This is a genomic window from Daejeonella sp., from assembly GCF_049655485.1.
Lineage (GTDB): Bacteria > Bacteroidota > Bacteroidia > Sphingobacteriales > Sphingobacteriaceae > Daejeonella.
The window spans coordinates 1-12,851 of record NZ_JBASJU010000143.1 but is presented as its reverse complement, the minus strand read 5'-3'; the positions used below and the strand labels follow the sequence as shown (position 1 = coordinate 12,851).

At 42.6% G+C, this 12,851-nt stretch carries 13 protein-coding genes and 1 pseudogene; 5 read left to right on the top strand and 9 right to left on the bottom strand.

Annotation, left to right across the window (positions count from 1 at the left end):
• On the top strand, positions 1–935 hold a 935-nt coding region (locus WBJ10_RS05860), incomplete at its 5' end, for a phosphoenolpyruvate carboxykinase (ATP) (RefSeq protein ID WP_424288594.1).
• Between the two features lie 160 nt (positions 936–1,095).
• Here WBJ10_RS05860 and WBJ10_RS05855 read toward each other — a convergent pair.
• Together WBJ10_RS05855 and WBJ10_RS05850 are read right to left on the bottom strand one after the other, a co-directional pair.
• Positions 1,096–1,548 (bottom strand): cold-shock protein, encoded by a 453-nt coding sequence (locus WBJ10_RS05855; protein ID WP_424288593.1) that lies wholly within the window; start codon positions 1,546–1,548, stop codon positions 1,096–1,098.
• A gap of 203 nt (positions 1,549–1,751) precedes the next feature.
• Positions 1,752–1,943 (bottom strand): cold-shock protein, encoded by a 192-nt coding sequence (locus WBJ10_RS05850; RefSeq protein WP_411273760.1) that lies wholly within the window; start codon positions 1,941–1,943, stop codon positions 1,752–1,754.
• A gap of 207 nt (positions 1,944–2,150) precedes the next feature.
• Here WBJ10_RS05850 and WBJ10_RS05845 point away from each other — a divergent pair, with 207 nt between their 5' ends.
• The gene (locus WBJ10_RS05845; RefSeq protein WP_424288592.1) at positions 2,151–3,017 is read left to right on the top strand and encodes an EamA family transporter; all 867 of its coding nucleotides are present in this window, start codon (positions 2,151–2,153) and stop codon (positions 3,015–3,017) included.
• 120 nt (positions 3,018–3,137) lie between these two features.
• On the opposite strand, the gene WBJ10_RS05840 is transcribed toward WBJ10_RS05845, so the two are convergent.
• A complete protein-coding gene (locus WBJ10_RS05840) occupies positions 3,138–3,689 on the bottom strand; it encodes a type 1 glutamine amidotransferase domain-containing protein (RefSeq protein ID WP_424288591.1) in 552 nt (183 codons plus the stop codon).
• Positions 3,690–3,863: 174 nt separating this feature from the next.
• Complete coding sequence (locus WBJ10_RS05835) at positions 3,864–4,316, bottom strand: hypothetical protein (protein ID WP_424288590.1); 453 nt, start codon at positions 4,314–4,316, stop codon at positions 3,864–3,866.
• A gap of 361 nt (positions 4,317–4,677) precedes the next feature.
• Between WBJ10_RS05835 and WBJ10_RS05830 the strand changes: the two genes are divergently transcribed.
• The 3 genes from WBJ10_RS05830 to WBJ10_RS05820 all read left to right on the top strand — a co-directional run bounded on the left by WBJ10_RS05830 (position 4,678) and on the right by WBJ10_RS05820 (position 6,272).
• On the top strand, positions 4,678–4,863 hold the full coding sequence (locus WBJ10_RS05830) for a hypothetical protein (protein WP_424288589.1): 186 nt from the start codon (positions 4,678–4,680) through the stop codon (positions 4,861–4,863).
• 235 nt (positions 4,864–5,098) lie between these two features.
• On the top strand, positions 5,099–5,791 hold the full coding sequence (locus WBJ10_RS05825) for a DUF421 domain-containing protein (protein ID WP_424288588.1): 693 nt from the start codon (positions 5,099–5,101) through the stop codon (positions 5,789–5,791).
• A 91-nt stretch (positions 5,792–5,882) separates the two neighbouring features.
• Complete coding sequence (locus tag WBJ10_RS05820; RefSeq protein WP_424288587.1) at positions 5,883–6,272, top strand: hypothetical protein; 390 nt, start codon at positions 5,883–5,885, stop codon at positions 6,270–6,272.
• A gap of 50 nt (positions 6,273–6,322) precedes the next feature.
• On the opposite strand, the gene WBJ10_RS05815 is transcribed toward WBJ10_RS05820, so the two are convergent.
• From WBJ10_RS05815 to WBJ10_RS05795, 5 genes and pseudogenes are all read right to left on the bottom strand, one after another.
• Positions 6,323–7,744 (bottom strand): MATE family efflux transporter, encoded by a 1,422-nt coding sequence (locus tag WBJ10_RS05815; RefSeq protein ID WP_424288586.1) that lies wholly within the window; start codon positions 7,742–7,744, stop codon positions 6,323–6,325.
• A 139-nt stretch (positions 7,745–7,883) separates the two neighbouring features.
• Positions 7,884–8,930 (bottom strand): hypothetical protein, encoded by a 1,047-nt coding sequence (locus WBJ10_RS05810; RefSeq protein WP_424288585.1) that lies wholly within the window; start codon positions 8,928–8,930, stop codon positions 7,884–7,886.
• Between the two features lie 232 nt (positions 8,931–9,162).
• Positions 9,163–10,002 (bottom strand): endonuclease/exonuclease/phosphatase family protein, encoded by an 840-nt coding sequence (locus WBJ10_RS05805; protein ID WP_424288584.1) that lies wholly within the window; start codon positions 10,000–10,002, stop codon positions 9,163–9,165.
• A gap of 30 nt (positions 10,003–10,032) precedes the next feature.
• Entirely contained in the window at positions 10,033–11,808 is a 1,776-nt protein-coding gene (locus tag WBJ10_RS05800) for a RagB/SusD family nutrient uptake outer membrane protein (RefSeq protein WP_424288583.1), read from the bottom strand.
• A 21-nt stretch (positions 11,809–11,829) separates the two neighbouring features.
• A pseudogene (locus tag WBJ10_RS05795) lies at positions 11,830–12,851 on the bottom strand (SusC/RagA family protein); the annotation flags it as partial.

The window sequence follows — 12,851 nt, the reverse complement described above, 5'->3', positions numbered from 1 at the left end:
ATACTGCAATTTTCTTTGGGCTTTCAGGAACAGGAAAAACTACTTTATCGGCCGACCCGGACAGGGAACTTATCGGAGACGATGAACACGGTTGGGGTGCGCATTCTATTTTTAATTTCGAAGGAGGATGTTACGCGAAAACCGCGGGTCTCAGCTTGGAGAAAGAACCACAGATTTTTCAGGCAATTAAGCCCGGAGCTTTACTCGAGAATGTTGGTTTTGTTCCCGGTAGTAAGGTGCCTGATTTCAACGATCTTTCAATTACTGAAAACACACGTGTATCCTATCCTATGGATCACATACAAGGTGCCGCTATACCATCGATAGGCGGGATCCCGGAGAATATATTTTTCCTGACAGCAGATGCATTCGGCGTTTTGCCCCCTATTTCAAAGTTGAACGTTCCCCAGGCAATGTACCACTTCCTTTCAGGCTATACCTCAAAGATTGCCGGAACTGAAGAGGGAATCAATGAACCGCAATCTACTTTCTCGGCTTGCTTTGGGAAGGCTTTTTTACCCCTGCATCCGGTAAAGTATGCTGAGTTGCTTGGTAAAAAACTCCATAAGCACCAAGTAAATATTTGGCTCATCAATACAGGATGGACAGGCGGCCCGTACGGTACCGGAGAGCGGATTAAGCTATCCTACACTCGAAATATGATAAAGGCCGCGCTGGAAGGTAAGCTAAATCACTGTTCTTATCATGCCGACGAAGTGTTTGGCTTAATGATGCCGGAGAATTGCCCCGGGGTTCCTTCAGAGATTTTGAATCCGGTTAAAACCTGGTCAAACCTGGAAGCTTATTACGAAAAGGCAAATAAACTGGCAGAACTCTTCAGCGAGAATTTTAAACAATATGAAGAATTTGCTGATAAAGACACCAAAATGGCGGGGTCATTTGGAAAAACACTGAGTTTAACGCTTAAAGCCTAAACCGTTTAGAAATCTCAAAAAAGCGGGAAATATATTAGTATGATTGGTATTTTACCAATCATACTAATTTTTCGAGAGGTACAAGCAGGACATATTTACAAAAACGATTTGTCTTCTCTAAAGAAGAAAACCGTATTTAACTACAAAACCTGTAAGGCAATCAGACTTTCTTAACCCTGACAGCAGTCATACCCTTTTGTCCGGGTTCAACTTCAAACGTCACTTTATCGTTTTCAGTCACCGCCTCAGACAATTCATTGATGTGCACAAATATGCTTTCCTGGTTTTCCGAATCCTTGATAAATCCATATCCTTTTGATTCATTAAAGAAGGTCACCTTTCCCTTACGGATCAAATCACCTGGCTGAATGGCTTCCTGTTTCGGAGTTGCAATTTGAATGTCCTCCATAACAATCTTCTTTTTCTTTGTAGGGTCCGGTGGTGTTGAGGTAATGTTTCCATTTTCGTCAACATAAGCCATCATCTCGTCAAGACTTTTCCCTTTCACCACATTATCTTTCCGCTCTTCAGCCTTTTCACGCTTTTCTTTTTGCTTTTTAAGCCTCTTTTTTTCTTTTTCTTTTTTGTTAAATGTTTCTGTCGATCTAGCCATACTTTAATTAGCGTACTCCTCTTGATTTTTAATGGTTAATATTTACAATGTTCAACGTGCTTGACGCCCGTTTGTTTCCTTTATATGTAATTCCTAAACTGCTATTTCATTTTAAGTTTAGCATTCAGTTTAAAAATAATATAATTCAATAAAAAAGCATCCTCCATAAGGGAGAATGCTTCACGAAATAATTATATAGTATACTAAGCTACTGTTACATTTACTGCGTTCAGACCCTTACGGCCTTCTTCAACGTCGTAATTAACAACATCGTTTTCACGAATGCTATCAGTTAGACCTGAAGTGTGTACAAAGATTTCACTTCCGCCATCGCTAGGTGTGATAAATCCGAAACCTTTAGTTTCATTGAAAAATTTTACTGTTCCTTGTTGCATTATATTTTTATTAATAAGTGTGCAAGGTACGATTAAATATCGGAATAAACTAATTGTCAGTCGATAAAGCGGGATTATCGACTCAGATGTCCAATTAGTGGGAATAAGGCTGCTTTAAAGCGCATATTTGAACGAGGGGTGAAGAACCAGGAGTCAGGATTCTAGCTGTTAAAATATTGAGTATGTTTGCCAGCCTTATCCTCAACCGTGAAAGCAATAAAATTCCCTGATATACCCCCAGTTCTGGCCGTTTTACTGGCGATTATAAGTGTCCAGGGTGGGGCTTCAATTGCCAAGAGCATCTTTCCGGTATTAGGTGCAGCAGGAACAGCTTCTTTAAGGATAGGTTTGTCTGCAATTTTTTTGCTTCTTTTATTCAGGCCGAACTTAAGCAAAATGACAACTGCGCAGTGGAAAGCCGTGGCACCTTACGGCCTTTGCCTGGGGGCGATGAACCTGGTTTTCTACCTGGCGATTGAGCGCATCCCCATTGGCCTGGGAGTAACGCTCGAATTCGTAGGGCCATTGGTTCTGGCGGTTTTTAGCTCCAAACGGAAATCAGATATCTTATGGATACTGCTTGCTGGTGCAGGAATCGCGCTCATAGCTCCGTGGAATGAGCAAAACATTGATCCGCTGGGAGCTTTCCTTGCTTTACTAGCAGGCGTCTTCTGGGCAGGATACATCGTCCAGGGCGGCAGAATCTCAAATATAATGGACGGCAGGCAGGCCGTTACTGTCGGGATGGTCTTTGCCAGCTGCCTGGCTGTACCCTTTGGGGTAATGTCTGGTGGCTTAAGTAAATTTACCCCAGATATGACTATCGCTGTTTGCGCACTGGCGCTTTTGTCGAGCGCAATACCCTTCCTGTTGGAAATAAAAGCGCTTAAACAACTACCAGCCAGCACTTTCAGTATACTGATGAGCATGGAACCGGCAGTTGCAGGGATATTTGCATTAATCTTTCTAGGCGAAATTCTCAATTTAACAGAATGGCTGGCTATTATATTAGTTATGTCCGCCAGCGCCGGCGCCGCTTTAACCAGTAAAGCAAAACCTTTGGAAAATTACTAATTCTTGCTGCCCCTGCCCTACTACCCCAGTTATCAATTTTCCATTGAATATATCCTAAATCGGGATGGCCCATCTCACCTTTCACCTTTCACCTTTCACCTTTCACCTTTCACCTTTCACCTAATCTACCACTTTCATCGTAGCAAACTCCTCACACATTTTCTTATTAAAAGCAGGAAGATCTTCAGGGGTACGGCTGGTAACTAAACCCTGGTCCACTACCACAGCGCGGTCGATCCAGAGTGCACCGGCGTTTTCGATATCAATCTGTATTGCAGGATAAGATGTTACTTCTCTTCCGGCAAGGACCCGGGCCGTTATTAAGGTTTGCAAGCCGTGACAAATAGCGGCGACTGGTTTTCCTGCCTCGAAAAAAGCTCTGATAAAATCTATAGCATCTGGATCCATCCTCAACTGATCAGGATTAATAACCCCACCAGGAAGCATGAGTCCATCGTAATCTTCTGCATTAACTTCCGATATATGTTTATCAACCGGAACTTCGATAGACCATTGATGATCTTTCATCGCTTTCACTTTATGTTTCTGCGGAGATATTACATCCACTTTAGCCCCTGCATCCTCCAATGCTTTTTTAGGACTGGTAAGTTCTACTTCTTCAAAACCATTTTCGGTTAGAATGGCAATTCTGCGGTTACTTAAATTCGTCATATTAAATATCTTATTGGTGATGACAGACGATAAGTCTGTTAAAATTTAACAGGAGCAGGAACAAGATGTTTTAATAAATTGAATATCATCACACGCAAAAAAGGAAAGCCTCCCCCGACCGGAGAAGGCTTCCTTACCACCAAACAAAACTTAATCTAACACCAAACTTTAATACTAGTCACGGTCATCATCACGGTCACGACGATTATCATAACGTCTGTCGCGACGATCATCATCGCGTCTGTCATCATCCCTTCTGTCGCGGCCATCATACCTGTCGTCATAACGCTCGCCCATTTTCTTGCGTTGTCCCGGAGGCATTCCGTGCGGATGACCTTTCTTATTTTTCTTGTTATTATCTCTATCGAGGTAAACTTTAACGCGTTCCCTTCTCATTTCGTAATGACCTGGTATAGTACGTCCGCCTACTCCCAGAATACCACGAGTCCTTTGTTCCGGGATCCATACCCTGCGTTCACGCATTTCCCAGCGATACTCACCGCGCTCATCACGTTGGATTGAACCATCATTTGCGCCCCAAACTGTTTCAGTCTGACGATATTGCGCTTGTGCTGTAATAGTCCCTGATGCTGCAAAAAGGGCTAAAATAATTAGGATCTTTTTCATAGATACATTTTTAATTTTCTAAACCTTCTAAGGCTGTGACGACAAGGTCGGGAGGAAAGATGAAGAGAAGATGAAGCTATACGATTCTTGTGTAACAAACATATAACATTTCCATTCAGACAAGGATCATCAGTTATAAACTAAATATATGATCAATGTACAAAGACCGATTAAGCATTCAAATTTAACATTTTGCTAACCTTGCCTTTTCATCTATTTAAAATGCAGTTTGCTATATTGTAAATCGCTGTGAGCCTGTACATCGTATGTAAATAAAATGGCAACATTTTTGTTTATGTTCTATACCGAGGTTACATAATGGGTTAAACAGCGGCAAGACAAATATTAATCAATTATTAAGATGTTGAAAAATAGAAACACACAAACAGAGGCTGCACGCCCGCTTGTTTCAATAAACGAGGGCGCAGAAATTTCAAATGAAGATAAACTTCGGATTAGACGGGAACTGGTTAACGCCGCTATCGAGGTTGTTGGATACGATCCGGTTAAGATAGAGCAGTATTTGAATAGGAAGAACGTGGCTTAGTTGTACGTTGTACGTTATACGTTGTATGTTATAAGTTGGAGTCGCACCACTATGATAGCGTGCTCTGCATGGGTATCCCTTATTGCGTATAAAATTCCCCATTAACTTGATCTTCCAGTTCACTATTTAGTTTCCGCTATGGTACGCTTCCACGTAAAACATATAACGTAAAACGTACAATCCCCGGCCGTCAAACTATTTAGCCAGAAATTGCTTTTAGATTAAATCAAACTTTATGATGAATATAGATTGGCAACAAATACTTGTAGGCGAAGAGAACTGGATGTTTATGCTGGAAATAGCTTTCCGGACGTTCACGATGTTCATTATTATACTTATCGGGCTGAGACTCCTCGGTAAAAGAGGCGTCAGGCAATTATCTGTATTCGAGCTGGTAGTTATTATAAGTCTGGGCTCAGCAGCAGGTGATCCCATGTTTTATAAAGAAGTTGGCTTATTGGTACCCGTAATAGTTTTTGCGGTGATTGTAGGATCCTATCGCTTAACCACCTACTTGATGGCTAAAAGCGAGAAGTTCGACGATCTCGTGGAAGGAACAAGCACTTACCTTATTGAAAATGGAGAATTTAATATAGGGGACTTCGGGAAAGAGGGGCTGGCAAAAGACGAATTTTTCTCTGAATTACGCCAGCAGGGCGTAAGCCATCTTGGACAAATCGACGCCGCCATTCTCGAGACCTCGGGAACACTGAGTATCTACTTCTATCCTGACGAAAAAGTAAAACCTGGTTTACCCATACTTCCGAGGCTTTTTGGAGAGACAATCATCCAAATAATTGCTCCCGGCATTTATGCCTGCCGGTTTTGCGGAAATACCGAAAAATTAAAACCCACGAAAGAACACAAATGCAAAAAATGTACTTATACGGAATGGGTGAAAGCTATTGATGTGAAGAGGGTCCGGTGATAAGAGAAAAGATTTGGGAACAAGGAACAAAGACAAGTGTCGGTCTTAAAAAATAAATATTTCTATATTTACGTTAATAGGAATTTAGCACTTGAAAAACGTCTTCAAATTACTGGCTTTAACAGCAACTATTTCCTTTCCATCTGCGTTGATGGCACAGCAATCTGGCAATGTGGTAACACCATTGAAACCTAACGAAAAAACATTCAATCCGGCAGCTAAGCACGAATTTGAACTTCTACCAGAAACTTCTAAAGACAGCATTCGACATTTGCCTTTCATGAACCATCTGCCAGGGATTGTACCTCACGAAAACCGAAATCTTAACATTGAAACTTTTCAAGCCAATCCAGATTACGATAATAACATGCCAGTGGTTAAGCCAGGAAGAACTTCTGACATACCTGTAAGGAAACTTGACGCCAAATCGCCGTATATCTACAACATGCCCGTAAGGAAAACCCACCCAAACAAGAAGTAGCCCTCAATTCTCAACTCTCCATTCTCAACTCTCCACCTTTCAACTTTCACCTAAACCTTTACGGTCTTCCACTTCCCCCTGCTGAACAACCAAAGCGTAAATAATCCCACCGAAGTCTCCGAGAAGAACACTCCCCAAAACACACCCGATTGCTCCCAGCCTAAGGATATAGCAAGGTACCACGACAAGGGGATTTGGATCAGCCAGAAAAATACCAGATTAATGTAGGTTGGGGTTTTGGTATCGCCTGCTCCATTAAAAGCCGCTGTAGAGACCATCCACCAGCCGTACACAAAGTAGGAGAAGGAAAGTATCCGAAGCCATTCGGCGCCGATTGCTATTACCCGGCTATCCTCTGTAAAGATCCGCATAAGCGAATCGTTGAAAGCGAAATACAACACCGAAACAATTAGCAGGTAGACCATATTATAACTCCCCGTTTTCCATACTGCAGATTCCGCGCGGTCGGGGTTTCCAGCACCCAGGTTTTGTCCAACCAGCGTGGCCGCGGCATTGGAAAGCCCCCAGGCAGGCATCATCGTAAACATCATAAGCCTGATAGCGATTGTAGCGCCAGCAACAGCTTCGCTCCCAACCTCCGCCAGAATCCGCATCAGGAAAATCCAGGAAGTCATTGCTACGATCATTTGTCCTATTCCTCCTATTGAGGTCCGCAGAATCCCCAGCATGCTTTTCGCATCCCAATAAAGCTCCGAAAGACGCACCTGAATTCGTTTATTACCCCTGAAAAGCATCCATAGCTGTACCAGAACCCCGGTTCCACGGCCGATATTGGTCGCAATAGCTGCCCCTTCAATTCCTAGCGGAGGAATCGGCCCCCAGCCGAAAATCAGCAAAGGACATAAGATTATATTCATTCCGTTTGAGATCCATAGAACGCGCATAGCGATAGCAGCGTCACCGGCTCCCCGAAATATGGCATTGATAATAAAAAGCAGCATGATTACCATATTGCCTCCGAGCATCCATTGCGTATAACGATAACCATTGTCGATCGCCCATTGGTCGGCGCCCATTAAAGCCAGAAGGTCTTTAGCATAAAATATCCCCGCCAGGGAAAAAGGAATGGATGCTAATATCGCAAGAATGATAGACTGCACAGCAGAGATACCCGCGCTTTCCTTATCCTTCTCTCCAATCCTGCGCGCAACAATTGCGGTTACTGCCATTGCCAGACCCATTGCTATTGAATAGAGCAGGAAAAGATAGGTTTCTGTCAGCCCGACAGTTGCTACGGCTGAAGCTCCCAGCTTACTGACGAAAAAAATATCAACTACAGCAAAGGTCGACTCCATGACAAGTTCAAGTATCATAGGTACGGCCAGCAGGAAGATGGCCTTTTTCATTGGAGTCTCTGTATAGTCTGCCTCAGTTCCAGAAAGCGCATTTTTTATATGCTGCCAAATAGAAACTTTAGTATCTAAAACGGAATTGGTATCGATTGTGCCCATAAACTGACGTTTAGCAAATTTATCTACATATGCTCAAGGCATTTGCTATGATAAATTTACTAAACATCGGTTAATCTGAAAGGTGGATAGCTGACAAAAACAGAGGGCGTTCACGACAATTTCAGAGAACGCGATTCCCCTAGAAATCTTTTCTAAGTATGGTCACATCTCCGGCAAGGATTCTCGCCTTTCTTTTTCGACTGCTAGGAAGTTTATTCAGATCGATGATCCGCACTGCAAAGTCGGACGAAGCAAGTTTATCAGCTTCAGAGTCCAGAATATAAATCCGGTTGTCCACAAACTCGATATTTATCGGGTTTTTGTATTGCCATGTATCGGTACGTAATACTTTACCGGCCACCCAACTGTTGGAGGTATTAAGAATATGGACTTTTCCGTTGGGACCACCTTCAGACACAGCAAGAAGATATTCTTTTGTAAAGTGGAGGGTGTTTATTGAATCGAAATCGGTTTCTATATCAACCTTGTACACCGTTCCTGTTTTAATGTCTATTTTTAATATTTCCCGGTCCACAGCTACCAGCAAATATTCGTGTTTATGGTAAGCAATGGCTTTCACCTGGCCAGTTTCACTTTGCAGGAAATTGCTTTCCAAAAATAAAGACCCGCGTCCGGCTTGATCAACTTTATATATAACTGCTGATAGGGCATCAACAATATAAACCCCTCCTTCAGGGTCAATCGTAAGATCTGTTACAAAATGAGGGCCTTTAAACAGTGTCCCGAGTTCGTATACAAATTCAACTTTCTTAGTTGTTAAATTAAATTTCACCAGTCTTGGCAAGCCTGACTTGCTATTTGAGACGCTCAAGCGGTTAGTAACCGCATATAATGTATTGCCGCGAATTTTCATCGCCGTTGTACCTATCAGGAGGCTATCTTTCAGAACTGGTCTGTACTGGGCTTCACTGTTGATATAACCTAGCTGGCCATCCCGAATAGAATTAACCATGAACTGCTTCTGTGCAGGGTGATAGACAAGGTCCTGTGCAGCTAAATTGAATCCATAATAATTGACAATGTAATTCTGCGCCCGTACCTCGCCGAAAGTGAGTGTTAAGCCTAGGGCCAGTATCAAATAATATTTAATACTGAAAGCAAACCTGACTTGTGGTCTCCGATGCATATACAGTAAGCTTTTAATAAAGATTTCGATGTTTTTCATCAGTATATAATTTGTTTTTTATAGGTGATGAAGCTATCATGAGCATATTCATCTCGGTTTGTGAGCGGTATGCTCATGATGGTTTCATAAGTGATTAAATATATGCTTAAACACTGGAGGAGAAAATGATCCTCATCACGCGCTAAAGCGACTTTGCACATTTTCAAAACCAAAAAAGCTGGCCAAATGGCCAGCTTTTCATAATTATCAATTCAGTTTATCTCGTATCGTGCTATTTCAAAGTCACAGTAGCTGCTACCGGAAAATGGTCCGACGGAAACTTACCAAAGTACGTATCCGTAAGGATTCCCCATTTGCTTGCCGAGAAATGCTTCGACATGAAGATATGATCAATAACTCCCATGCCGCGAGGAACGCGGAATCCGTTTGAGGAAGAGTTGTTCTCATATGGATATTTTACATCGGCATAAGAATCTCTAACAATACCCGAATTTGCAAGGGTTTGATACCATTCACTTTCGCGGTTGCCATTAAAGTCGCCGGTTAATAAAACCGGAGCATTTCCAGCGATCTCTTTCATCTTTTGAATCATGAGTTTCCCGCTTTCTTTACGTGCCACAACTCCCTGATGATCAAAATGTACGTTGAAAACATAAAACCGCTTTTTGCTCTTTGTATTTTCCAGGTAAACCCATGAACAGATCCTGTTACAGCAGGTAGCATCCCAGCCCTTGCCGGGAACATCCGGAGTTGCAGAAAGCCAGAAATCGCCGCTTTTCAGAAGCTTGAACATATCCTTCTTGAAATAAATTGAGGAATGCTCCCCGGCGTCTTTACCATCATCCCTTCCTTTACCATAAATGGCATATTCAGGCAGTGCTGTGCTAATATAATTTAGCTGATTCTTCAATGCTTCCTGTACACCGAATATATCGAAATCATGATAACGGATAAGATTCGCTACCACAGGAGCACGGTTGACCCACAGGTTTCCCGAATCGCGCGGGTTATCAAAGCGGACATTGAACGACGCAACTTTGAAGGTCTGCGCGCCTGCAATCAGACCCCTTGTAAAAAGAAATACGGCAAGGAATAATATTCTCAGTTTCATCTCAATGATTTTAATTCTAGTTAGCAATTATTACCATCCCGGATTCTGGCCCAGTTTAGGGTTTCTCAGAAGATCGGTTTGTGGAATCGGATAAAAATACTGCTTGTCATTCCATTTTCTGGAGATCTCGTTCATCCAGATCAACTCGCCAGATGTGCCGTTTTTAAGTTGTTGAGAATTTATTGCATTTCCTATTTTTGGAGATACGTCCACAAATGTCACCCCGGCAATAGCTGCTGGCCTTGTACCAGAAAAGAATAGTACATCCCGTACACCATCCTCATTGAGATCCATAGGTGTGTTAAGCGCAGGAACGTAAAAGCCATTCCATTCCATCGACATGAGAGGTCCCCTTTTCCAACGCAGAATATCAGAAAAGCGAAGGCCTTCAAGGCTTAACTCGATTCCTCTGTCACGCCGAACTTCCAGAATTGTCGCATCCGATATACCGGGGAAATAATTCGCGACGAGGTAAGGGTCGACAAACGTTGGTTTAGTACTAAGACCGCCAGTAATCCCGCCTCTTGCACGCAAAGTTCCTACTGTAGTCGCCCATTCTGCATCTGTTAGTGTATTCAACTCAGCTTTAGCTTCTGCATAATTTAGCAGGATTTCTGCGTAACGCATCAGTGCGACAGAGTTAATATTCAAATCCCTTGTATCATAAAGCATATCATCAAGGGTCCATTTGATTGGCTGATAACCTGTAAATGTGTAGGAGAACAATGGTGGTGCTGCAATTTGTACTCCCCCATTTATCCTTTTATAGTCCCCTGAGCGGATCGTTTGTTTCAGCCTTAAATCCCTGTTCTTCACCTCATCTTTAAACAACATCGTTGGATAAGCTGGATTATTAGTAAACGGCGTTCCGTCAATATTGAGGTAAGTATTGATAAAAGTTCTGGTGAAACTAGCTTTAGCACCATATGTCCCGCTTGTCCACCACCAATTAGCATCATGTAATGCATTTAATGCCAGATCAGCTGTTGAAGCTAATAAAACCTCATTAGCCAATGGTTGGGGGCTTGTAAAGACGAGCCGGTAAGAATTACCTGGTCCGCCTGCGGTATTAATCGAGTAAGTTTTCTTATCCATCAATACTTTAGCTGACGAAGCTGCCTCATTAAGCCACGCAGCAGCAGTACTTTGAAGGTTCAATTGGGTGTGGTATTTCCTGAAAGTTCCCTCAAAAAGCGCTATTCTTGATTTAAACCCGAAAGCCACATCACGCGTTATTGTACTTCTCGTTGCGTCAAGCGGGCTTCTTATGTTTGCACAAGCGTAGTTAATATCTGCCAACACTGAATCCATCACGAGAGTGCGGGGATCACGTGCATTGTAGAGTGCAGGGTCCGTCACATCCAGCGGCTTTCCAATCCAGGGCACATCTCCAAACCTTTTTACTTTCTCAAAGTAGAAGTAAGCTCTGAAGAATCTCGCGAGGCCCATATAGTGCTGTCTTACCTCGGCGGGAACATCGGGATCATTGTTATTCTGAATGAAATAATTGATATTTCTAAGGTCACCCCATGTCCAGCCACTAGAATTGCTTGGAGCAAAGGCGTTCTCCTGAATAAATGTAGGCACCGACTTCACCGCCAGATAATCAGACATGGCATCAAGAGTGGTAGGGCCGTTATTATGACGCGGCAGCATTTGGTAAAAAGAGTTCGAATACAATTTTAATCCGTTTTCACTTCCAAATACAGCCGACTTATTCGCGGTTGATTCAGGTTCCTGCTCAAGCTTCTCGCAAGCTGCCACAAATAATATAAGTGGCAGGAGCATTAAATAATATTTTTTCATAACTGTATCTTCTAAATACTATTAATAAGTTAAGTTCAATCCAATGGAGATACTCTTTAACATAGGATAATTGTATCCGTCTCCAGCATTTCCGCTGGTAAATACCTGATCTGATGCCACTGTATTTTCCACATCGATCCCCGTGGTAAGTTTATAAAGAGGTGAGTATGTCCAAAGATTCTCTCCGGAGAAATAAACACGCGCACCCGTAGCTTTAACCTTAGAAATCCACTTCTGCGGAATATTATATCCCAACTGGATATTTTTCATCCTTAGATAAGCAACATTTTGGAGATACCTGGTTTGAGCCACTCCCAGCGTCCTGGCAGTGCTGCTCGATGCTGCACGTGACATGGTACGAGGGAAGTATGCGTTGGTATTCTCAGGGGTCCACATATTTCCTAAATGGAAGTTCGGTATATTATTATACGGCCTGTTATACTGACCCCAAAAGAACTCTGCCTCAGTACTTGGGTACCAATCCTGTTTTCCTACACCCTGGAAGAAGGTACTGAAATATAGATTGTTCCAATCTGCACCCAGGTTTATCCCATACGTATATCTTGGCGCACTGTTTCCGATGATTTTCCTATCCCCTGGATTTGAAACCCTGTTTGTTCCGATATTGATGAACCCGTCATTATTTAAATCGGCCAATTTAATGTCACCCGCGAACCAAAGATTGGTCGGAGAAGCTCTCATTTGAGGACTCTGTTTTGCACTTGCAGCGACATCTGCCTGATCTTTGAAAAAACCAAGGGTTTCATATCCCCAGATCTCACCAAGGGTCTGACCTTCATAAAAATCGCTTAACAGTTTATCAGGATTATTATATTTTGTGATTTTAGAAATATTATCGGCAAGAGTAAGGCGGATATTATAACCAATTGGCTTAGCCATACTTTTGACACGATCCTGCCAGCCCATTGAAAGCTCCCATCCTTTTGTTTCCATGTCGGCATAATTCCCTTTTGGAACTGTTGCTCCAAAAGTAGCCGGTGCTGTTAACCCAACAGTGAACATGTCTGTGGTATTCCTGATAT

Excerpts from the sequence above, each read along its gene's own strand:
- WBJ10_RS05855 (WP_424288593.1), bottom strand. The coding sequence starts at position 1,548 with ATGGCTAGATCGACAGAAACATTTAACAAAAAAGAAAAAGAAAAAAAG.
- WBJ10_RS05850 (WP_411273760.1), bottom strand. The coding sequence starts at position 1,943 with ATGCAACAAGGAACAGTAAAATTTTTCAATGAAACTAAAGGTTTCGGA.
- WBJ10_RS05840 (WP_424288591.1), bottom strand. The coding sequence starts at position 3,689 with ATGACGAATTTAAGTAACCGCAGAATTGCCATTCTAACCGAAAATGGT.
- WBJ10_RS05835 (WP_424288590.1), bottom strand. The coding sequence starts at position 4,316 with ATGAAAAAGATCCTAATTATTTTAGCCCTTTTTGCAGCATCAGGGACT.
- WBJ10_RS05830 (WP_424288589.1), top strand. The coding sequence starts at position 4,678 with ATGTTGAAAAATAGAAACACACAAACAGAGGCTGCACGCCCGCTTGTT.
- WBJ10_RS05825 (WP_424288588.1), top strand. The coding sequence starts at position 5,099 with ATGATGAATATAGATTGGCAACAAATACTTGTAGGCGAAGAGAACTGG.
- WBJ10_RS05815 (WP_424288586.1), bottom strand. The coding sequence starts at position 7,744 with ATGGGCACAATCGATACCAATTCCGTTTTAGATACTAAAGTTTCTATT.
- WBJ10_RS05810 (WP_424288585.1), bottom strand. The coding sequence starts at position 8,930 with ATGAAAAACATCGAAATCTTTATTAAAAGCTTACTGTATATGCATCGG.
- WBJ10_RS05805 (WP_424288584.1), bottom strand. The coding sequence starts at position 10,002 with ATGAAACTGAGAATATTATTCCTTGCCGTATTTCTTTTTACAAGGGGT.
- WBJ10_RS05800 (WP_424288583.1), bottom strand. The coding sequence starts at position 11,808 with ATGAAAAAATATTATTTAATGCTCCTGCCACTTATATTATTTGTGGCA.